Source organism: Rhodanobacter sp. UC4438_H5 (genome assembly GCF_052978405.1).
Genome location: NZ_CM129672.1, coordinates 3,252,327 through 3,272,412, shown reverse-complemented (window position 1 = coordinate 3,272,412; position 20,086 = coordinate 3,252,327). Strand labels below are relative to the sequence as shown.

18 protein-coding genes are annotated in these 20,086 nt (G+C 69.4%); 14 read left to right on the top strand and 4 right to left on the bottom strand.

The genetic code is table 11. From position 1 onward, the window contains the following. Positions 1–45 precede the first annotated feature (45 nt). Positions 46–1,167 carry a LysM peptidoglycan-binding domain-containing protein gene (locus ACVCL9_RS14940; protein ID WP_447097531.1) on the bottom strand — a complete coding sequence of 374 codons (1,122 nt, stop codon included), beginning with the start codon at positions 1,165–1,167 and terminating at the stop codon, positions 46–48. A gap of 188 nt (positions 1,168–1,355) precedes the next feature. On the opposite strand from ACVCL9_RS14940, the gene def reads away from it, so the two are divergent. The 5 genes from def (at position 1,356) to ACVCL9_RS14915 (ending at position 7,254) form a co-directional block, all read left to right on the top strand. Next, positions 1,356–1,865, top strand: coding sequence for a peptide deformylase (gene def / locus ACVCL9_RS14935; RefSeq protein ID WP_447097532.1), 510 nt, complete (start codon positions 1,356–1,358; stop codon positions 1,863–1,865). A gap of 11 nt (positions 1,866–1,876) precedes the next feature. Continuing rightward, positions 1,877–2,803, top strand: coding sequence for a methionyl-tRNA formyltransferase (fmt, locus tag ACVCL9_RS14930; RefSeq protein ID WP_447099498.1), 927 nt, complete (start codon positions 1,877–1,879; stop codon positions 2,801–2,803). Next, positions 2,800–4,101: a 16S rRNA (cytosine(967)-C(5))-methyltransferase RsmB gene (rsmB, locus tag ACVCL9_RS14925; protein WP_447097533.1), complete on the top strand. Its 1,302-nt coding sequence runs from the start codon at positions 2,800–2,802 to the stop codon at positions 4,099–4,101. The genes fmt and rsmB overlap by 4 nt, the downstream gene beginning before the upstream one ends. A gap of 98 nt (positions 4,102–4,199) precedes the next feature. Then, positions 4,200–5,909: an ArnT family glycosyltransferase gene (locus tag ACVCL9_RS14920; RefSeq protein ID WP_447097534.1), complete on the top strand. Its 1,710-nt coding sequence runs from the start codon at positions 4,200–4,202 to the stop codon at positions 5,907–5,909. 67 nt (positions 5,910–5,976) lie between these two features. Continuing rightward, a complete protein-coding gene (locus ACVCL9_RS14915) occupies positions 5,977–7,254 on the top strand; it encodes an O-antigen ligase family protein (RefSeq protein ID WP_447097535.1) in 1,278 nt (425 codons plus the stop codon). Positions 7,255–7,272: 18 nt separating this feature from the next. Here ACVCL9_RS14915 and ACVCL9_RS14910 read toward each other — a convergent pair whose 3' ends face one another. After that, entirely contained in the window at positions 7,273–8,169 is an 897-nt protein-coding gene (locus tag ACVCL9_RS14910) for a glycosyltransferase family 2 protein (RefSeq protein ID WP_447097536.1), read from the bottom strand. A gap of 297 nt (positions 8,170–8,466) precedes the next feature. Between ACVCL9_RS14910 and ACVCL9_RS14905 the strand changes: the two genes are divergently transcribed. From ACVCL9_RS14905 to ACVCL9_RS14890, 4 genes are read left to right on the top strand one after another with little or no spacing between them, the layout of a single operon-like run. Continuing rightward, complete coding sequence (locus ACVCL9_RS14905; RefSeq protein WP_447097537.1) at positions 8,467–9,285, top strand: glycosyltransferase family 2 protein; 819 nt, start codon at positions 8,467–8,469, stop codon at positions 9,283–9,285. Then, positions 9,282–10,313, top strand: a complete 1,032-nt coding sequence (locus ACVCL9_RS14900; RefSeq protein ID WP_447097538.1) for a CDP-glycerol glycerophosphotransferase family protein — start codon at positions 9,282–9,284, stop codon at positions 10,311–10,313. The genes ACVCL9_RS14905 and ACVCL9_RS14900 overlap by 4 nt, the downstream gene beginning before the upstream one ends. Positions 10,314–10,370: 57 nt before the next feature. Then, positions 10,371–12,095, top strand: a complete 1,725-nt coding sequence (locus tag ACVCL9_RS14895) for an ArnT family glycosyltransferase (protein WP_395120983.1) — start codon at positions 10,371–10,373, stop codon at positions 12,093–12,095. After that, positions 12,092–12,436, top strand: a complete 345-nt coding sequence (locus ACVCL9_RS14890; RefSeq protein ID WP_447097539.1) for a tetratricopeptide repeat protein — start codon at positions 12,092–12,094, stop codon at positions 12,434–12,436. The genes ACVCL9_RS14895 and ACVCL9_RS14890 overlap by 4 nt, the downstream gene beginning before the upstream one ends. On the opposite strand, the gene ACVCL9_RS14885 is transcribed toward ACVCL9_RS14890, so the two are convergent. After that, positions 12,427–13,326 (bottom strand): LpxL/LpxP family acyltransferase, encoded by a 900-nt coding sequence (locus ACVCL9_RS14885; protein WP_447097540.1) that lies wholly within the window; start codon positions 13,324–13,326, stop codon positions 12,427–12,429. The genes ACVCL9_RS14890 and ACVCL9_RS14885 overlap by 10 nt on opposite strands. Before the next feature lie 144 nt (positions 13,327–13,470). Here ACVCL9_RS14885 and dtd point away from each other — a divergent pair, with 144 nt between their 5' ends. The 5 genes from dtd to ACVCL9_RS14860 all read left to right on the top strand — a co-directional run bounded on the left by dtd (position 13,471) and on the right by ACVCL9_RS14860 (position 18,875). Beyond that, entirely contained in the window at positions 13,471–13,911 is a 441-nt protein-coding gene (dtd, locus tag ACVCL9_RS14880; protein WP_395120980.1) for a D-aminoacyl-tRNA deacylase, read from the top strand. Between the two features lie 171 nt (positions 13,912–14,082). After that, positions 14,083–15,969, top strand: a complete 1,887-nt coding sequence (rpoD, locus tag ACVCL9_RS14875; RefSeq protein ID WP_447097541.1) for an RNA polymerase sigma factor RpoD — start codon at positions 14,083–14,085, stop codon at positions 15,967–15,969. Between the two features lie 260 nt (positions 15,970–16,229). After that, on the top strand, positions 16,230–16,784 hold the full coding sequence (locus ACVCL9_RS14870; RefSeq protein WP_395120978.1) for a sigma-70 family RNA polymerase sigma factor: 555 nt from the start codon (positions 16,230–16,232) through the stop codon (positions 16,782–16,784). Beyond that, positions 16,781–17,443 (top strand): ChrR family anti-sigma-E factor, encoded by a 663-nt coding sequence (locus ACVCL9_RS14865; RefSeq protein ID WP_395120977.1) that lies wholly within the window; start codon positions 16,781–16,783, stop codon positions 17,441–17,443. Before ACVCL9_RS14870 ends, ACVCL9_RS14865 begins: the two co-directional genes overlap by 4 nt. Positions 17,444–17,465: 22 nt before the next feature. Further along, positions 17,466–18,875 (top strand): cryptochrome/photolyase family protein, encoded by a 1,410-nt coding sequence (locus tag ACVCL9_RS14860; RefSeq protein WP_395121312.1) that lies wholly within the window; start codon positions 17,466–17,468, stop codon positions 18,873–18,875. A 15-nt stretch (positions 18,876–18,890) separates the two neighbouring features. Here the strand turns inward: ACVCL9_RS14860 and ACVCL9_RS14855 are convergent, their stop codons facing one another. Then, positions 18,891–20,000 (bottom strand): sensor domain-containing diguanylate cyclase, encoded by a 1,110-nt coding sequence (locus ACVCL9_RS14855; protein ID WP_447099586.1) that lies wholly within the window; start codon positions 19,998–20,000, stop codon positions 18,891–18,893. Between the last annotated feature and the right edge of the window lie 86 nt (positions 20,001–20,086).

The window sequence follows — 20,086 nt, the reverse complement described above, 5'->3', positions numbered from 1 at the left end:
GTGGTGGCCGCGCCGTCGTGTAGGAGGATGCCGTTGCGATGGCCGCTATTCGGGCATGGTCAGCCGGCCGCCGGCGTGTACCGGGCGCAGGCTGTCCATCACCAGGCCGTAGCTGACCCGGTCGAAGGTGCGGAACACCATGACGTGGCCGACGTACTCGTCCGGCAGCTTGACCTTTTCGCCTACGCCGCGGTTCCAGCTGTTGCTGGCCACATCGTCGTGGATGGTCTCGCCGGGCTCGAAGATCGAGAACGTGGTGCCGTTGTCGACGCCGTCGCGGGCACCCACCGAGAGCAGCACCACCTGGCGCGAACCCGCCGCGCGCAGGGCGTCGGCGAAACCGATCACCTTGGCGTCGGCCGGCAGCGACTTCGGCGCATGCGGGTAGTAGTACGCGTCGTACGGATGCTCGTCGATCGGCATGATGCGGTCGCCGCTGCGGATCTCGCGGGTGGAGTCGAGCAGCAGCAGGGTGGCCGGATCACCGGTGCGCAGGGTCTCGGCGGTGCCGATCACCGTCACCTCGACGCCGAGGTCGTCGCCCTTGCCATAGTGGCCGTCGTTGCGCGAATCCTCGCGCCACGGCGCATTGACCATTGCCGCGTTGCTGTCCAGGCCGTGCGCCACCAGGTCGGCATCGGCCGGATCGTTCTGGTCGAAGCCGCGGAACACGTGGCTGGGCCGCACGATCGCCCAGCGCTGGCCCGGCTCGCCCTGCAAGCCGCGCACGTAAAGGTTCTGGCCGACGGCGCCGCGCAGGCGGTTCTCTTCCAGGCCGACCACGTAGGGCGCGGAGCTGACCGCGTTGGAATCCATCACCCGCATGTCTTTCAGGAACATCTTCAGCTGGCTGAGCGGAATCGCCGGCACCGCCTCGCCTTCGCGATGCACGCCGGGCTCCAGCCGCAGGCTCGGGCCGTTGATGAAGGACAGGTTGAGCACGTCGCCGGGATAGATCAGGTGGGGATTGCGCACCTGCGGGTTGGCCTGCCAGATCTCCGGCCACAACCACGGCTTGGCCAGGAATTTGGCGGAGATGTCCCACAACGTGTCGCCACGGCGAACGGTGTAGCTGTCGGGGTGATTGGCACGCAATTGCGCGCCCGCGGCATAGACGGTCAGGGTGACCAGCATGCCGGCCAGCAACACGATTGTCTTTCTGATCATTGGCGGGAATCCCCCTTCCCCAGATGCTCGGTCGAGTGTAACCGAATGGTTAACCCGCGCAACCGGCGCGGGTTGGCGAAAATCGTCTGCGCTCGCGTGCTTGCCGACGTACAATGATGCACATTCTAGATCGCGTCGGGGTGGGATTTTTACCAAGTCGCCCGCACTTTCGACGCCGAGGTGATGCCATGTCCGTACTTTCCATCCTGGAGTTCCCCGACCCGCGCCTGCGCACCCGCGCCGCGCCGGTCACCGCGTTCGACGCGAAGCTGAAGCAGTTCGTGGCCGACATGTTCGAAACCATGTACGCGGCCAACGGTGTCGGCCTGGCCGCCACCCAGGTCAACGTGCACCAGCGGGTGCTGGTGGCCGACATGAGCGAGGGGCGCAACCAGCCGCTGGCGCTGATCAATGCCCAGCTGCTGGAAAAGGATGGCTCGCAGGTCTACCAGGAGGGCTGCCTGTCGTTTCCCGGCTTGTACGCCGACGTCACCCGCGCGCTGAAGGTGAAGGTCAAGGCGCAGGACGTGGACGGCAAGGAGATCGTGGTGGAAGCCGAAGGCCCGCTGGCGGTGTGCATCCAGCACGAGATGGACCATCTCGACGGCAAGGTCTTCGTCGATTACCTGTCGCCGCTCAAGCGCAGCCTGCTGCTGAAGCGGCTCGACAAGCAGCGCAAGCAGGCGGCGGGTGCTTGAGTAGCGCCGGCCTGCGGCTGGCCTTTGCCGGCACCCCCGAATTCTCCGTGCCCTGCTTCGAGGCGTGCCGCAACAGCGGCGCGGAGCTGGTGGCCGTCTATACCCAGCCCGACCGCCCGGCCGGCCGCGGCCGCAAGCTGGCGCCCAGCCCGGTCAAGCAGGCCGCACTGGCCGCCGGGGTGACCGTGGAACAGCCCGAGTCGCTGAAATCCGCCGAGGTGCAGCAGCGGCTCGCCGATTACCGCCCCGACCTTTTGGTGGTGGTCGCCTATGGCCTGATCCTGCCGCGCAAAGTGCTCTCGATCCCCCGCCTGGGTTGCTGGAACGTGCACGCAAGCGTGCTGCCGCGCTGGCGCGGTGCCGCGCCGATCCAGCGCGCAATCCTCGCCGGCGACGCCGAGAGCGGGGTCGACCTGATGCAGATGGAGGCCGGCCTCGATACCGGTCCGGTGCTGTTGCGGCGGCGCACCCCGATCCGCCGCGACGACACCGGCGGCTCGCTGCACGACCGCCTCGCCGCGCTGGGCGCCGAGCTGCTGGCCGAGGGCCTGCGCCGTACCCTGGCGGGCGAGACGCTGGTCGCCACGCCGCAGCCGACCGACGGCGTGACCTACGCGCACAAGCTGGACAAGGCCGAGGCGAAGCTCGACTTCCGCCGCCCGGCCATCGAGCTGGAACGCCAGGTGCGCGCATTCGACCCGTGGCCGGTAGCCGAGGCGGAGATCGCCGGCGAATCGCTGCGGATCTGGGCCGCGCGCGCCATCGAAGTGGACCACCATGCCGCCCCGGCCAGCGTGCTGGCGGCCGGGCGCGAAGGCATCGACGTCGCCTGCGGCAGCGGCGCCCTGCGCATCACCGCGGTGCAGCGCGCCGGCGGCAAGCGCATCGGCGCGACGGACTACCTCAACGCCCGCCCCGACCTGCGCCCGCGCCCGTGAAAACCGATACCCGCGCCCTCGCCGCCAGGGGTCTGGCCGAGATCGCCCTGCGCGGCGCCTCGCTGCGCGAAGTGATGGAGCGCAACGCGCCGAGGTTGGCCGATCCGCGCGACCGCGCGCTGCTGATGGCCCTGCTCAGCGAAGGCGCGCGCTGGTGGCTGCGCTTCGACCCGGCCATCGACGGCCTGCTGGAGAAATCCCTGCGCCCCAAAGACCCGGCGGTGCATGCGCTGCTGGTGCTGGGGCTGGTGCAACTGGAAATCCTCGAACTGCAGGATTACGCCGCCGTGGCGGCCACCGTGGAGGCGGTGCGTGCGCTGAAGCGCCCGCAGCTCGCCGGCCTGGTCAATGCCGTGCTGCGCCGCTGGCAGCGCGAACGGACCGCGCGGCTGGCCGCGCTCGACGCCAACCCCGCCACCCGCCACGCCCACCCCGCCTGGCTGGCCGCGGCGCTCGAACGCGACTGGCCGCAACAGGCCGCCGCGGTGATGGCGGCCGACAACGGCGAGCCGCCACTGATGCTGCGGGTCAATCGCCGGCGCTGCCAGCGCGACACGCTGATCGGCCAACTGCAGGCTGCCGGTCACGCGGCCAGCGCCCACCCGTGGCTGGCCAACGCGCTGGTGCTGCCGCACAGCACCGACGTCACCCGGCTGCCCGGCTTCGACGCCGGCCACTTCGCGGTGCAGGACGGTGCCGCCCAGGTCGCCGCCGACCTCGCCGAGCTGCGCGACGGCCTGCGCGTGCTGGATGCGTGCGCCGCGCCCGGCGGCAAGGCCTGCCATCTGCTGGAGCGCGCCGAGATCGACCTCACCGCGCTGGAGTTCGAACCCGCGCGCGCCGAACGCATCCGGCAGAACCTGATGCGGCTGCGGTTGGACGCGAAGATCGTGGTCGGCGACGCCGGCGTGCCCGCGCGCTGGTGGAAGGGCCAGCTGTTCGACCGCATCCTGGTCGATGCCCCATGCTCGGCAACCGGCGTGCTGCGCCGGCGACCGGACGTGCGCCTGCACCGGCGCGAGAGCGATATCGCCGCGATGGGCGCGCAGCAACGGCGCATCCTCGCCGCGCTGTGGCCATTGCTGGCGCCGGGCGGGCGGCTGGTCTACATCACCTGCTCGGTGCTGCGCGCGGAGAACGAGGCCGTGGTCGGCACGTGGCTGGCGCAGCAAGCGGATGCCCAGGCCGTGCCGCTCAGCCTGCCGATCGGCCAGGCCGCCGCGGTGGGCTGGCAGATCCTGCCCGGCGACGGCGATCTCGACGGCATGTATTACGCGGTGGTGCACAAGCGCGGCTGAGCACCTCGCGGCCGCGCCGCCACAGGGCGGGGCTGTGCGGGATCGCGCCGGCCGTTTATGCTTGCCCTCCCTGTCCCCGCAGCGGAACTCCCTTCATCGTGAATCCCCCGGTGCCCTTGTCCCGCGCCCGTCCGTTGTGGTTGCGCGATGCCCGTTGGGAGCTGGTCGTGTTCGGCGCGTTCGCCTTGCTGGTGCTCGGTGCCGGGCTGGGGTTGCGCGATCCGTGGCCTTCGGACGAACCGCGCTTCGCGCTGGTCGCGCAATGGATGGTCGAGCACGGCCAGTGGCTGTTCCCGCACCGCGGCCACGAGCTGTACCCGGACAAGCCGCCGGTGTTCATGTGGCTGCAGGCGCTCAGTTACTACCTCACCGGCCATTGGCGCATCGCCTTCCTGCTGCCCTCGCTGCTCGCCGCGCTGGGCGCGCTGGCACTGGTCTACGACCTGGCTCGGCGGCTGTGGGGTCACCGCAGCGCGCTGCTGGCCGCGGCCACGCTGCTGGTCACGATCCACTTCACCTACCAGATGCGCAACGCGCAGATCGACCCGCTGCTGCTGGGCTGGATGACGCTGGCCAACTACGGCCTGCTGCGCCATCTGCTGCTGGGGCCGTGCTGGCGCTGGTTCGCCGTGGGCTGTTTCTTCGCCGGCGTGGGCGTGGCGACCAAGGGCGTGGGCGTGCTGGCCCTGCTGATGCTGGTGCCGTACATGGTCGCGCGCCGCGGCCACTGGCGGCACCTCGCCCTGCCCACCGGCGGCTGGCGCTGGGCCGGCGGGCTGGCGCTGTTCTTCGTGGCGATCCTCGGCTGGCTGCTGCCGATGCTGCTGATCGCCCATGCCGACGGCGACCCGCAGCACGCCGAGTACGTGCAGAACATCCTGTTCGGGCAGACCGTGCACCGCTACGCCACGCCCACCGGCCATATCCATTCGCCGTTCTACTTCCTCGGCATCATAGTGGTCGACTGGCTGCCGCTGTCGCTGCTGCTGCCGTGGGCGCTGCCGGCGTGGTGGCGCCGGCTGAAACGACGCGATGCGCGTTTCCTGCTGCCGCTGGGCTGGGCCGTGCTGGTGCTGCTGTTTTTCTCGCTCAGCCCCGGCAAGCGCGACGTCTACATCCTGCCGGCGCTGCCGATGGTGGCGCTGGCGCTGGCGCCGCTGCTGCCCGGCCTGTTGCGCCGGCGCGGCGTGCGCATCGCGGTGTTCGCGCTGACCGTGCTGCTGGCCGGCACGCTGGCCGCCGCCTCGGCGCTGGCGATCCATCGCCACCCGGCCTGGGCGCTGAAGATAGAACAGAGCCTGGACCCGCGGATCTGGTGGATGCTGCTGGCCATCGGCGTGGCCGGCCTCGCCATCGCCGCGCTGACGCGGGTGCGCCGCGCGCCGCTGGGATGGCTGCTGTTCGCCGGCGTGCTGTGGAGCGTGTATGGGGTGTGGGGCTATCCGCTACTCAACGGCGACCGCTCGGCGCGCGACGTGATGGTCGAGGCGCGCGCCATCGCCGGCCCGCAGGCCACGATCGGCCTGCTCGCGTGGAAGGAGCAGAACCTGCTGATGGCGCAGGGCCCGGTGACCGAGTTCGGCTTCCGCAAACCGTGGCCGCGGCAGTACGCCGAGGCGATCGCCTGGCTCGAGGGCGATCCCGCGCAACGCTGGATCTTCAGCCTGGACGAGGCGATGGGCGCTTGCGTGGATCGCGCGCGGGCGATCCATGTCGGCCACGCCAACCGCCGCGAGTGGTGGATGTTCAGGCACGACGCGGTAATACCCGGGTGCATCCCGCGTACCGCAGGCGACGACGACGAATGAACCGCACCACTTCCTCTCCACGCCGCCCAGCCTGTCTCGCGGCGGTCTTCGCGAGTGTGACGCGCGCATGACCGATACCCGCCTCGCGCAGGTGTTCGCGCGCCCCGGGCCGGCGTGGACAGTGTCGATCCTGCTGGCCCTGATGCCGCTGTCGTTCTCGATCGACTGGGGGATCAAGGCGCTGCCGCCGGCGCTGCTGTTCCTGCTTGGACTGGCGCTGGTGGCGAGCACCGCCTCGATCCGGCGCAGCTATCGCGCGGCGTGGCCGCCGGTGGCGGTGGCGCTGGCGATGATCGGATTCGTGATCTTCAACGTGCTGCTGCACGACCTGGGCTGGCGACCGCTGGATCGCCCGGCGCACATTCTGCTGTTCCTGGTGGTGGCGGCGTGCTTCAGCCTGCCGTTGCGGATGCGCGTGGTGTGGGCCGGTTTCAGCCTCGGCGCCATCGTGCTGGGCGCGGCCGCCGTGGTGCAGGCCTACGCGCTCGGCATCGACCGTCCGCACGGCCTCAATGGCGGCCCGTCGGCCTCGATCGAACTGGCCACGGTGTTGCTGGGCCTGTCGACGATGGCGCTGGTGCAATTCCTGGCGCGCGGCACGGGGCGCCGGGAACGCTGGCTGCATCTGGTGGCGATGGGCTGCGCCATGTACGGCGCGCTGCTGACCCAGAGCCGCGGCCCGCTGCTGGCATTTGCGCCGGTGTTCCTGCTGCTGGTGCTGCTGCACGCGCGGCGCTGCGGACACTGGCGCTCCAGCCTGCTGCTGGTCGGTGCCGTGTCTGTGGTGGCCGGGACCGTCACCTTCGGCATGCGCGGCGAAATGGTGGAGCGGTTCCAGGCCATCGCGCCGGAGGTCACCCGCTTCGACCATAGCCAGGCCACCCGCGGCGCCGTGATCGAGCGGCTGGAGATGTGGCGCACCGCGGCGCGCGCCTTCGGCGAACACCCGCTGGTGGGCATCGGCGTGGGCCAATTCGACGCGTATACGCGCGAGGAGGTCGCCGCCGGCCGCAGCCATGCCGCGATCGAACGCTACAACCAGCCGCACAACGAGTATCTGGAAGCGGCCGCCACCGGCGGCGTGCCAGGTCTGCTGGTGCTGCTGGCGGTGTTCCTGGTGCCGCTGCGCTACTTCAGCCGGCGCGTGCTGGATGCGGACGACGAAGTAGCGCTGCCGGCCGCCGTCGGCGTCGGCGTGATCGCCTTGTACATGCTCTGCGCGCTCACCGACGCGGTGTTCTACCGGGTGATGACGCAGTCGTTCTATTTCTTCGTGGTGCTGGGGCTGGCGCTGCGACTTGCCTGGCTGCGCCACCGCGAGCCGCCGCGGGTGGCCGCGGCCTGACCGAGGCGGACGACTGTCCTACGCAGTGGCGGCGGCCGGTGGCGCGGCCACGTGACCCACGTGCATCGATGGCCGCAACGGGGTCGGTGCAACGACCGCGCGCAGGTCGAGCGGCGCGACGGCAAACTCGTCGCGGTACTGCTCGACGCCGCGTTCGCAACGAACGAGGTTGCGCTGCCGCGTCTCGGCCAGGATGCGGTCGTTGGGGTTGTCCACCAGGTGCTTGCGGGTGGGGTGGTAGAGATGGACCGCCAGCGCGCCCAGGCGCAGGTCGCGGCGCAGCAGCCCGGCGTGGAAGGCGCGCACGGCCAGTTCGGTATCCTCGCGACCCCAGCCGGTCATCGCTTCGTTGAAACCGTTGAGGCGCAACAGGTCGTCGCGCCAGAAACCCATGTTGCAACTCTTGATGCCACGCTGGCGCATGCTCGGACGGGCGAACAGATGGGCGAGCAGCGGGAGGCGCACGGTGTGGCGGCGACGGTCGATGCCGCGGCGGAAGAAATCCGGAAAGGTCGGCCCGCGGCCCAGCATCTCCTGCACCGAGCGGGCATCGGTGAGCACGCGCGAACCCTGGGTGAAGCAGCCGCGCCGGGCGAAGCGGCGATGGTCGGCGATGAAATGCCGCTCGACCACCATGTCGCCGTCGAGCAGGATGATGTAGTCGCCCTGCGCGGCGGCGATTGCGCGGTTGCGCGCGCGACTCATGCGCGCGCCGTCGTCGGGCTGCCACAGGTGCACCAGCCGCACCGGATAGTCGTGCGCCAGGCGTCGCAGCAGTTCGCTGGTGGCCGGGCGCGAGCCGTCGTCGGTGACGATCACCTCGTGCGGCAGTTCGGTCTGGCTGGCCAGCGCGCGCAGCACCAGTTCCAGCGCCTCGGGCCAGTTATAGGTGATCACGGCAACACTGATGCGCATGGCATGCCCCCCACAGCGGTACATGAAGACTGCATTGGATGCGGCCTCCGGCCGCTGGCGGACGCGATGTTCCGCTTCCATGTCTCGCGTCGGACGATCCGCGCCGATATCCGGCTTGCGGCGAACCTGACGCTGACTGTGGGCGCCCTGCGCCCCTTACGCCGTCCCACGGCAACCGCTCCAGGAGGCTGCGGCGTCCGGAATCCCTCCAATCGCACGCCAGCCACGGAATTCACTCCGCATTCACAGCATAACGCAGCGGCGGACCACTCGCATGATTCGGCTAGAATCGCCGCCATGCCCGCGTTTCCCCTGACCCTCGCCGTGATCACCCGCAACGAGGCGGCCCACATCGCCCGCTGCCTGGACAGCGTGCCGTTTGCCGCCGAGAAACTGGTCGTCGATTGCGGCAGCGACGACGACACCGTGGCGATCGCGCAGGCGCATGGCGCGCGCGTCGTCCACCAGGACTGGCTGGGTTTCGGGCCGCAGCGCAATTTCGCCGCCGGCCAGTGCGCGCACGACTGGATCCTGGTCCTGGACGCCGACGAATACCTCGGCGGCGACCTCGCCGACGAACTGCAGCGGCGCCTGCCCGCACTGATGGCCGGCCACGCTGCCGCCGCGTACCTGCGCCGCAGCACGGTCTACATGGGCGCGCCGATGCGCTGGTACCGGCCAGCCACGGGCGAGCGCATGGCCCGCCTGTACCACCGCGGCCGCGCGCGCTGGAGCGATGCGCGCGTGCACGAATCGCTGCAGTTCGATGGCCCCGCGCCCACCCTGCGCGGCAGCTTCCTGCACACCAACAACCCGACCCTGGTGCACAAGCAGCTCAAGGTGCTGCAGTACGCCGAGCTGAAATGCCGCGACTGGCTGGACAAGGGCAAGCCGGCGCGGATGTGGCAGGCGCCGTTCGTCTACGCGCTGGCTTTCCTCAAGGATTACCTGTTCCGGCTGGCCTGCCTGGATGGCTGGCGCGGCTTCGTGATCGCGCAGACCGCCGCCAGCTACGCGCTGTACAAGCGCATGCGCTACTACGAGATGACGCGCAACCCGGCATCCGTCGAACAGGCCGCCAGCGCGCTGCGCGCGCAGGGCGCGAGCATCGAATGAACAGTCCCAGACGCTATCTGATGTACGGCTCCGAGCGCTACGCGCTGGCCATCCTGCGCCCGCTGCAGGAGGCGGTGCGCGCCCGCGGCGGCGAGGCGGCGTGGTTTTTCGACGGCCCCGGCGCCGAGGATCTGGTCGAGGGCGAGCGCCTGCTCGACGTGGCCGGCGTGCGCGCATGGAAGCCCGACGCCGTGCTGACCCCGGGCAATCACCTGCCGCATTTCTTCACCGGCGTGAAGGTCGAGGTGTTCCACGGTTTCGATGCGGGCAAGCCGCGCCACATCTACATCCGCGGTTTCTTCGATCTGTACTGCACCACCGGTCCACGCGATACCGCCCAGTTCCAGGCGCTGGCGGACCGGCTCGGCCACTTCACGGTGACCGAGACCGGCTGGCCCAAGCTCGACCCGTTCATGCGCGAGATCGCCGGTCCGCTGCCGCCGGTGCGCCGGCCGCCGGTGATCCTCTACCACTCCACCTTTTCGCCGTCGTGGAGTGCCGCCGAGACGCTGTACGAGGAAGTGAAGCGGTTGTCGCGCGACGGTCGCTGGCACTGGATCGTCACCTTCCATCCGAAGATGAACCCGGAGACCACGGCGAAGTTCAAGGCGCTGCAGAACGAGTACCTCACCTTCGCCGAGAACGACAACATCCTGGAGCTGTTCCCGCAAGTCGACATGATGTGCTCGGATACCTCCTCGGCGCTCAACGAGTTCCTGCTCACCGGCAAGCCGGTGGTGACATTCAAGAACCGGCGCCCCGGGCCGCAGTTGCTCGACATCGACGACGCGAAGGACTTCGAGCCGGCGATCGAACGCGCGCTGGCGCGGCCGCCGGAACTGATGCAGGCGATCGCCGACTACGGCAACGCCATCCATCCGCGCCGCGACGGCCGCTCCAGCGAGCGCGTGCTTGACGCGATCGACGCCTTCCTCGCCCGCGGCGGTCGCAACCGCCGGCGCAAGCCGCTCAACCTGTGGCGCAAGCTGAAACTGCGTCGCCGCATCGGCTACTGGGGTCCGGCCTAGCGATGCCCTGATCCGGTCGCAGGCTAGAATCTCTCTCTCCCACCGCGAGTGCACCCCGTGCCGCCCAGCTCCTTCAGCCGTTCCGAACACCTGCGCGCGGTCTGGCCGTGGCTGCCGCTGTGGATGCTGGTGGCGCTGCTGGCGATCTTCGCGCACGGCCCGATGCCGCTGTATTCCACCCGCACGCTGGCGGTGGCCTGGGACATGTTCAGCCATGGCCAGTGGCTGGTGCCGCACATCAACGGCGCGCCGTACAGCGAGAAGGCGCCGCTGCTGTTCTGGCTGATCGAGGCCGGCTGGTTCGTGTTCGGCGTCAGCGACGTGTGGCCGCGCGTGCTGGAGGTGCTGTTCGGCGGCGCGCAGCTGGTGCTGGTGTCGCTGCTGGCGCGGCGGCTGTTCCCGCACCGGCCGTGGATGGCCAAGGCCGCGCCGTGGATGCTGCTGGCGTTCGGCTACGCGTTCCTGTTCGCCTTGCAGATCATGTACGACGTGCTGCTGGCGGTCTGGGTGCTGGCCGCGCTGCTGTGCCTTACGCCGAAGCCGCGACGGGTCGAACCGCGCTGGCTGCTGTTCGGTGTCTGCGTGGGGCTGGGGTTGCTGACCAAGGGCCCGGTGATGCTGCTGCACGTCGCCTTCCCGTGGCTGCTCGGGCCGCTGTGGAACGAATGGGCGCGCGAGCATCGCGCGCGCTGGTACGGCTCCGGCGTGCTGTCGCTGTTGCTCGGCGGCGCGATGCTGCTGGCATGGGCGTTGCCGGCCGGCCTGGTCGGGGGGGACGCCTATCGCGAACGGCTGTTCTTCACCCAGACCGCAGGGCGCGTGGTCGACAAGCTGTCCGAAGGCAAGGATCTGCAGAACCACGCCGAACCGTTCTGGTTCTACGTGCTTTGGTTGCCGGTGCTGTTGTTCCCGTTCAGCGGCTGGCCGCGCGCGTGGGTGGCCGTGGCCGGGCTGCGCCGGCCGCTGGAATCGGGCCTGCGCTTCGCGCTGTGCTGGCTGGTTCCCGCATTCGTGGTGTTCTCGCTGATCAGCGGCAAGCAGCTGTATTACCCGCTGCCGGAGCTGGCCGGCGTGGCTCTGCTGATGGCCGGTGCGATCGCCGTGCTGCGCGAGCGCCGCGCCGCGCTGGCCAACCATTACGCGCTCGGCACCTGGCCGCTGGGCGTGGGGGGGATCGTCTTCGCGCTGCTGCTGTTCGCGCTGCCCATGCTGGTGGAGCACGCCGTCGTGCAGGGCGACTGGGCGCACACGGTCGCGCCGTACAGCCGCTACTTCAGCGTGATCTTCCTGCTGCTCGGCATCCTGCTGCTGATGCGCGGCCGCGGCGAGCTGCGCCGGCTGGCGGTGGCCGGGCTGATCGGCGTGTTCGCGCTGAATGCGCTGTTCACGCTGACCCTGTGGCCGCGCTGGGACCTGCGCCCGTCGGCCGAACTGCTGGGCCGCGCCGAGCAGGCCGGCCACCCGCTGGCCTTCATGGGCAGCTACGCCGGCGAGTTCCACTTCGCCGGCCGGCTGACCCGGCCGATCACCGAGCTGTACGGCGACCAGGCGCTGGCCGATTACGCACGCGCGCATCCCGATGCGCTGGTGGTCGACCGGCCGGACCACCTGACCCCGGCCGACCTGCGCTACGCCTTGCTGGCGCAGCCGTTCCGCTCGTCGTGGGTGGTGATCTGGACGGCCAGTTCGCTGGCCGATCTGCGCGCCGGCCACACGCCGCCGGAACCGGCACAGCCGACCCAGCTCTATCCGGCCGACGAACGCCGCTACCGCCTGCCTTGAACGCCCTGCTCGACAACCTGCGCCGCCAATGCGACGGCCCGCGCGATGGCGCGCTGCTGCGCTACTCGCTGGGCAGCGCCCTGCTTGATGCGGGCGACGCCGCCGGTGCGGTGGCAGCACTCGAACGCGCGCTGGAGTTCGACCCGACCTATTCGGCCGCGTGGAAACTGTTGGGCAAGGCCCGGCTCGCCAGCGGCGAGCTCGCCTCGGCGGCCGACGCCTGGCGTCGCGGCATCGCCGCCGCCGGCGCACGCGGCGACAAGCAGGCCGAAAAGGAGATGACCGTGTTCCTGCGCCGGCTGGAGAAATCGCCCGCGCCGGGCGACGCGGCTCAGTCCTGACGCCTCTCGTCGTCGTACGGACTGACCAGGCCCACCGCCGACCAGCGCTTGTACTGCCACTGGTACTGCGCGAACGCTTGCTCGACGCAATCCTGCACGCCGCGATTGAGCGCCGTGCAGGCGACCTGCGGGTCGGCATCGGCGATGCCGGGCGGCGCCTCGCGCAGGTGGATGCGGTAGCCCGCGCCGGCGGGCAAGCGTTCGGCGAAGGCGAACAGCACCGTGGCGCCGGTGCGTGCGGCCAGCCGCGGCAGCAGCACCATGGTCAGCGCATCGCGGCCGAAGAACGGCGCCAGCCGCCCCTCGCCCGCGCGCGGCTTCTGGTCAGGCAGGATGCCCACCGCGCCGCCGGCGGCCACGCGCTTGTACAAGGCGCGCACGCCGGCGCCGTCGGCGCGGATCTGCTCGGGTGCCAGCGCCCCGCGCACCTTGCGCAGCAGGCCCTCGATGGCGGCGATGCGCGGCGGCCGGTACAGGATCGCCATCGGCGTCTTGCGGCACAGCCAGTAGTTCAGCAACTCCCAGCAGCCCAGGTGCGGCGCGGCAATGATCACGCCCCTGCCCGCCGCCAGCGCGGCATCGAGCAGCGCCTCACCGCGCACCTCGCGCACCAGATCCAGCGCACGTTCGGCGCCACCGCCCCACACCTTGACGATCTCGGTGATCGACTTGCCGCTCTCGCCCATCACCTCGCGCAGCAGCTCGCGCTGGCGCACCGCGTCCGACAACGGCCGCGCGATCCGCAGGTTCACCGCGGTGTGATGGGCCGTGCGCCCCCCGCGCCACAGCACCAGCCGCCCCAGCCCCGCCCCGACGCCATGCAGCGCCCGCAACGGCAACAGCGCCAACAGGCGCAACAGCAGATAGATCATGTAGATGTCGAAACGCATGAGCGAAAGTGTAGCTGGGCCGGAAATGGGGAATCGGGAATGGGAATAGTCAGGCGCGCACCGGATGGGCTCGCCCGACTGCGTGGCATCAGCCGCCGGGCGCTATGCTTTTCCCATTCCCGATTCCCCAATCCCGGCCACCCCATGATCTCCCTCATCCAGCGCGTGACCTCCGCCAGCGTGCAGGTCGAGGACGAGACCGTCGGCGCGATCGACGCCGGCCTGCTCGCGCTGGTCGCGGTGCAGCCGGAGGATGGCGAGGCGCAGGCCCGGCGCATGCTGGAACGGTTGCTCGGCTACCGCGTGTTCGCCGACGATGCCGGCCGCATGAACCGCTCGCTGCGCGACACCGGCGGCGGCCTGCTGCTGGTCAGCCAGTTCACCCTGGCCGCCGACACCCGCTCGGGGATGCGCCCCAGCTTCACCCGCGCCGCCGCGCCCGAGCATGCGCGCCACTGGTTTGACTACCTGCTGGGACTGGCGCGGGTTGCCCATCCGAGGGTGGAAACCGGACGCTTCGGTGCCCATATGGTGGTCCAGCTGGTCAACGACGGCCCGGTCACCTTCTGGCTGGACACTGCCTGACCGAGGTGCCGCGCGGCACCCCGCAGACAGCGCCAACACCGCGGTCTGGCTCGAATTTTGCGTGTCGTCCGACGCGGCAGACGACAGAATTTTTCACTTGAAAACTGGTCAGAAAAGCAGCACATCGCTATAATGTCCGGTTCTTGCACCCCTTTGGCGGTCGGTCAATCCATGAACAGCAAAGCTCCCCATGAGCAACAGTCGGAAATCAAGGCACTCATCTCGAAGGGCCTGGAGCAGGGCTATCTGACCTACGCCGAGATCAACGATCACCTCCCCGACGACATCGTCGACCCGGAGCAGATCGAAGACATCATGGCGGTGCTCAAGGGCGTCGGCATCGAAGTCCATGACGCCGCGCCGGATACCGACACCATCTCCGACAGCGCCGCCCCCGGCGGCGGCCCGGGCGATGACGACTCCGCCGCCGAAGAGGCCGTGGCGCTGCTCTCCGCCGTGGACGCCGAAGTGGGCCGCACCACCGACCCGGTGCGCATGTACATGCGCGAGATGGGCACGGTCGAGCTGCTCACCCGCGAGGGCGAGATCGCCATCGCCAAGCGCATCGAGGAAGGCCTGGGCCAGGTGCAGACCGCACTGGCCAGTTTCCCGCTGACCATCGAGCTGCTGCTGGAGGAATACGACCAGCACCTGGACGGCAAGCGCCGCCTCAGCGAGATCCTGGCCGGCTTCCTCGACCTGGAGGAAGCCGCCGACCTCGCCCGCAAGGAGAAGGAAGCCGCCGCCGCCGAGGCCGCCGAGCTTGGCCTGGACGAGGAATCCGATGGCGACGACGAGGATTCCGACGACGCCAGCGAAGAGGAAGAAGCCGGCCCCACCGGTCCGGACCCGGAGGAGGTCAAGCGCCGCATGGAGCTGCTGCGCGAGTACTACGCCAAGTTCCAGAAGGCCGCGCCGAAAGCCGCCAGCATCACCGACAAGAAGATCGTCAAGCTGCGCGACCAGATGGCCGAGGAGTTCCTCAAGCTCAAGCTGCCCAGCGCGCTGATCGACGGTTTCGTGCGCAAGCTGCGCGAGGTCGTGGGCGACATCCGCCATCACGAGCGCGTGCTGCTGGACATCTTCGTCAAGCAGGTGAAGATGCCCAAGGCCGAGTTCATCAAGGCCTTCCCCAGCAACGAGGGCAACCTCGAGTGGGTCGCCGAGCTCAGCCGCAAGCGGCAGAAGTGGTCGCCGAACATCAAGATCTACCGCGAGGCGATCGACGCCGAGCAGGAGAAGCTGGCCGCGATCGAGCGCAAGCTGTTCCTGCCGCTGATCGACATCAAGGACATCAACCGCGCCATGGCCTCGGGCGAGGCCAAGGCCCGGCGCGCCAAGAAGGAAATGGTCGAGGCGAACCTGCGCCTGGTGATCTCGATCGCCAAGAAGTACACCAACCGCGGCCTGCAGTTCCTCGACCTGATCCAGGAAGGCAACATCGGCCTGATGAAGGCGGTGGACAAGTTCGAATACCGCCGCGGCTACAAGTTCTCGACCTACGCCACCTGGTGGATCCGCCAGGCGATCACCCGCTCGATCGCCGACCAGGCGCGCACCATCCGCATCCCGGTGCACATGATCGAGACGATCAACAAGTTGAACCGCATTTCCCGCCAGATGCTGCAGCAGTTCGGCCGCGAGGCGACGCCGGAGGAACTGGCCAAGGAAATGGAGATGCCCGAGGACAAGATCCGCAAGGTGCTGAAGATCGCGAAGGAACCGATCTCGATGGAAACCCCGATCGGCGACGACGAGGATTCCCACCTGGGCGACTTCATCGAGGACGGCAACGCCAGCTCGCCGATCGACTCGGCCACCGAGACCGGCCTGATGGAAACCGTGCGCGACGTGCTCGCCGGGCTCACCCCGCGGGAGGCCAAGGTGCTGCGCATGCGCTTCGGCATCGACATGAACACCGACCACACCCTGGAAGAGGTCGGCAAGCAGTTCGACGTCACCCGCGAGCGGATCCGCCAGATCGAGGCCAAGGCGCTGCGCAAGCTGCGCCACCCGAGCCGCTCCGAACAGCTGCGCTCGTTCCTCGACGTCGAGTAGGCGCACGCCAACGCACCACCGGAACAGCCCCGCCACGTGCGGGGCTTTCTTTTGCCCGGCCGCTCGCCGGCGATTTTCGATGCGGTTGAATCCGAATGGCCGCGCCCGCCGTATGCCTGTGACAGGGAGCATGTCCGATCGTCGGGCATGTGGCCCCGGTCGCCAGCGGAAAGTTGCGTATGATGGGTCCGGATCGCTCTGCCACCGAGGTGACGCCCTTTCGGGCGATACGACCCGTGCCTGCCGCCGTGAACCACGCCATGCCTGACGCACGTTACTGGTCGACGCAGATGGCCGCCGTGTCCGCGCAGCGTGACCGCGCGAGTTTCATGCGCATCTTCGATCACTTCGCGCCACGCCTGCAGCGCTACCTGCGCAACCTCGGCGTGCCCGAATCGATCGCCGACGAGCTGGTGCAGGAGGCCTTGCTGACGCTGTGGCGCAAGGCCGCGATGTTCGATCCGGCGCGCGCCAGCCTCGCCACCTGGCTGTATCGCGTGGCGCGCAACCTCTACATCGACCACGTGCGCAGGGAACCGCACTGGTCGCCGATCCAGGAAGGCCTGGACCAGCTCGACCAGCTCGAATCCGGCCGGCTCGACTCGCAGCCCGAATCCTCCTTCGACCAGGACCTGTTGAAGCAGGCCATCGATCAACTTCCCCCGGTGCAGGCCAAGCTGGTTCGCATGTGTTACCTAGAAAGCAAAAGCCACAGCGAGATCGCGCGGGAGCTGGACATGCCGCTGGGCTCGGTCAAATCCTCGCTGCGGCGCTCGTTCGCCAAACTGCAGGGCAGCATGAGGGGCGCGCGATGAAGCCGAATCGTCACCTCGACGACGCCACCCTGATCGGCTATTCCGCCGGCGCCCTGCCCGCCGCGCTGGCGGTGGTTGCGGCGGCTCATCTGGAACGCTGCGCGGAGTGCCGCGCGCATCTGCGGGACGCCGACCAGATCGGCGGTGCCCTGCTGCAACAGCAACGCGCAGAAGGCCCGGCGGAGGATGCGCGCATCGCGATCCTGGCCCGGCTCGATGCCGAGCCGGAGACCGGGCAGGCGGCGTTGCCGCCCGAGGCCGTCGATGCCCGCGATCCCGATCGCCTGCCGCGCGCCCTGCACCCGTGGTTCGGCCAGTCCCTGCGCGCGTTGCGCTGGAAGCGCGTGGCGCCGGGCGTGCAGCGCATTCGCGCCGGCGGCATCGCTGGCGGCGACCTGATGCTGCTGCGCATCGCGCCAGGCAGCAAACTGCCTCTGCACAGCCACGGCGGCAGCGAGCTGACGATGATCCTGGACGGCGCCTACGACGACCTGCTCGGTCACTTCGGCCCCGGCGACGTGGCCGACCTGGACGGCGAAACCCTGCACCAGCCGGTGACCTCGCCCGGCGTGCCGTGCATCTGCGTGGCCGCCACCGATGCGCCGCTGAAGTTCTCCGGCTGGCTCGCGCGCACGCTGCAACCGCTGTTCGGCTTCTAGAACCGTGTCCGCGCGCGACGCGATGGACACGGCGCTGGTGCTGTTCCGGCGCGACCTGCGCCTCACCGACAACCCGGCGTGGAGCGCGGCCTGTACGCAACACGCACGGGTGCTGCCGGTCTTCATCCATGCCGATGACGACGCCGGCTCCACCGGCGCCGCCAGCCGCTGGTGGCTGCACCATTCGCTGTTGGCGCTGGACCACGACTTGCGCGATGCCGGCGCCGCCCTGCACCTGCGTCGTGGCGAGCCGCTGGGCACCCTGCGCGAGCTGATCGACCGCAGCGGTGCACGCACGGTGTACTGGAACCGCTTGTACGAGCCGGCCGCGATCGAGCGTGACACGCGCATCAAGAGCGCCCTGCAGGCCGACGGCGTCGCGGTGCACAGCCACAACGCCGCGTTGTGGTGCGAGCCATGGCAGATCGCCACTCAGCAAGGCCAGCCGTACAAGGTGTTCACGCCGTACTGGCGCAACCTGCGTGCGCAACTGCAGGCGACCGGACCGCTGCCCGCGCCACGCGTGCCGGGCTGGCGCGACTTGTCCGGCAGCCTGCCGCTGGCGGCACTCGAGCTGCTGCCGCGCATCGCCTGGGCCGATGGCCTGGCCGCCAGCTGGCAACCGGGCGAAGCCGGCGCGCAGGAGTTGCTGGAGATATTCGCCGACGACGCCATCGGCGACTACGCGCACGCACGCGACCTGCCCGCGCGCCATGGCACCTCGCGGCTGTCGCCACACCTGCACTTCGGCGAGATTTCGCCGCGGCAAATCCACTTCGAACTCGATCTTCGCGCCCGTGCCGCCGACGCCACACGCCGCCCCGACATCGAGCCGTATCTGCGCGAGCTGGGCTGGCGCGAATTCGCCCATCACCTGCTGTACCACTTTCCCCACACGCCCACCGACAACTTCAATCCGCGCTTCGACGATTTCCCGTGGGCGTCCGCGGATCAGGCCTTGCTGGAACGCTGGCAACGCGGCCGCACCGGCGTCCCGCTGGTCGACGCCGGCATGCGCGAGCTGTGGCACACCGGCTGGATGCACAACCGCGTGCGCATGGTCGTGGCCAGTTTCCTGACCAAGAACCTGCGCCAGCACTGGCAGCACGGCGCGCGCTGGTTCCGGGACACCCTGGTCGACGCGGACCTCGCCAACAACACGCTGGGCTGGCAGTGGGTGGCCGGCTGCGGCGCCGACGCGGCGCCCTACTTCCGCGTGTTCAACCCGGTGACGCAAGCACGCAAGTTCGATCCGGATGGCGCCTACCTGCGCCGCTGGTTGCCGGAACTGGCCGCTGCGCCCGCAGCGCTGCTCCACGAGCCGTGGAAGGACGCCGCCCTGCTTCAACGCAGCGGCTACCCCCCACCGATGGTCGATCTCGGCCAATCGCGCCAGCAGGCGCTGGATGCCTACGGCGCGCTTGCCCGCTGAGGCAGGGTTGGCTGCTCAGGTGTCGTCGCCGTCCGAGAGTGTCGCGCGGTCGCCACCGGCGGCCTTGCTGCGGTACAGCGCCCGGTCGGCGGCAGCGAGCAGCTCGTGACGCGAACCGTTCTTGCTGTGGGCGATGCCGATGCTGAGCGTGGAATCGACGCCCAGCCCGGCGGTAATCGCCGCAAAATTTTGCCGGATCAACTGCGCCCGGCTGACCAGTTCCTCGCCGCTGGCACTGCAGATGGCCATGGCAAATTCGTCACCGCCAAGGCGTGCAATCAAGTCCTCGCCGCGCACCGCCTGGCGAAGCGATGCACCGACGGCGGCCAGCACCTCGTTGCCCATGTGGTGACCCATCGTGTCGTTGATCGTCTTGAAGCGATCGGCGTCGATCAGCAGCACGCCGATGCCGTAATGAAGACGGCCGGAGCGCGCCAGCGTGTCCTCCCAGCGGGCGACGAACGCGCGCCGGTTCGGCAGGCCGGTGAGGTCGTCGGTATGCGCCAGGTGGGCCATGCGCTCGACTTCGACCGCGTTCCGGCTGGCCTCTTCGATTGCTTCCCGCGCCTCCTGCTCGGCAGCGGTTGCCCGTCTCAGCGCAAGGGTTTTCTCGAGCTCGATCTGCAGCAGCTGCTGCACGGCGTCGGCAATGCATTGCAAGGCCTCGACCTGGTCCCCGCTCAACCCGATCGGGCGGCGGCTGGCACTGCATACCGTGCCGATCGTGATGTCGCCAGCAAGGATCGGCACGGCGACGAAGCTCTTGATGCCCGCTGTCTGCGCGTCGCCCGTGGCCACCACGTCGCGGCCCACGTCCATGCTGGCCGCCTGGCCGGCGAGGAACATGGAGCGGCACATCGAGTCATGCCAGGCGGTCTGGCTTTTCTCGACGATCTGCAACTCCCCGGTGTTCAGGCTGAACAGCACGTCTTGCCGCTGCGCTTCCCAGTCAATCGCGGTCACGAAACTGGTTTCCATGCCGGTGATGTGCTGGACCACGCGCAGCAGGGGGCGAGACACGGTTTCCAGCGCCGACGATGGGTCGGCGATGGACTGCGGCCCGGGCAAGGCGAGATCGGTACTGGACATGCGAACTCCTTGGCTCACCCAAGGCGTGTCCTGCATGGATGCGGCAACGACTCGATTGGTGACCCCTTTTGCGATTTTTCACTCGTTGCGCAATGCGGTATCGGCACGGCCACGAAGATCTT

Coding starts and splice junctions, on each gene's coding strand:
- ACVCL9_RS14865 (WP_395120977.1), top strand. CDS start 16,781: ATGAAGCCGAATCGTCACCTCGACGACGCCACCCTGATCGGCTATTCC.
- ACVCL9_RS14870 (WP_395120978.1), top strand. CDS start 16,230: ATGCCTGACGCACGTTACTGGTCGACGCAGATGGCCGCCGTGTCCGCG.
- rpoD (WP_447097541.1), top strand. CDS start 14,083: ATGAACAGCAAAGCTCCCCATGAGCAACAGTCGGAAATCAAGGCACTC.
- ACVCL9_RS14905 (WP_447097537.1), top strand. CDS start 8,467: ATGCCCGCGTTTCCCCTGACCCTCGCCGTGATCACCCGCAACGAGGCG.
- ACVCL9_RS14915 (WP_447097535.1), top strand. CDS start 5,977: ATGACCGATACCCGCCTCGCGCAGGTGTTCGCGCGCCCCGGGCCGGCG.
- ACVCL9_RS14855 (WP_447099586.1), bottom strand. CDS start 20,000: ATGCAGGACACGCCTTGGGTGAGCCAAGGAGTTCGCATGTCCAGTACC.
- ACVCL9_RS14900 (WP_447097538.1), top strand. CDS start 9,282: ATGAACAGTCCCAGACGCTATCTGATGTACGGCTCCGAGCGCTACGCG.
- ACVCL9_RS14860 (WP_395121312.1), top strand. CDS start 17,466: ATGGACACGGCGCTGGTGCTGTTCCGGCGCGACCTGCGCCTCACCGAC.
- def (WP_447097532.1), top strand. CDS start 1,356: ATGTCCGTACTTTCCATCCTGGAGTTCCCCGACCCGCGCCTGCGCACC.
- ACVCL9_RS14910 (WP_447097536.1), bottom strand. CDS start 8,169: ATGCGCATCAGTGTTGCCGTGATCACCTATAACTGGCCCGAGGCGCTG.
- ACVCL9_RS14885 (WP_447097540.1), bottom strand. CDS start 13,326: ATGCGTTTCGACATCTACATGATCTATCTGCTGTTGCGCCTGTTGGCG.
- ACVCL9_RS14940 (WP_447097531.1), bottom strand. CDS start 1,167: ATGATCAGAAAGACAATCGTGTTGCTGGCCGGCATGCTGGTCACCCTG.
- dtd (WP_395120980.1), top strand. CDS start 13,471: ATGATCTCCCTCATCCAGCGCGTGACCTCCGCCAGCGTGCAGGTCGAG.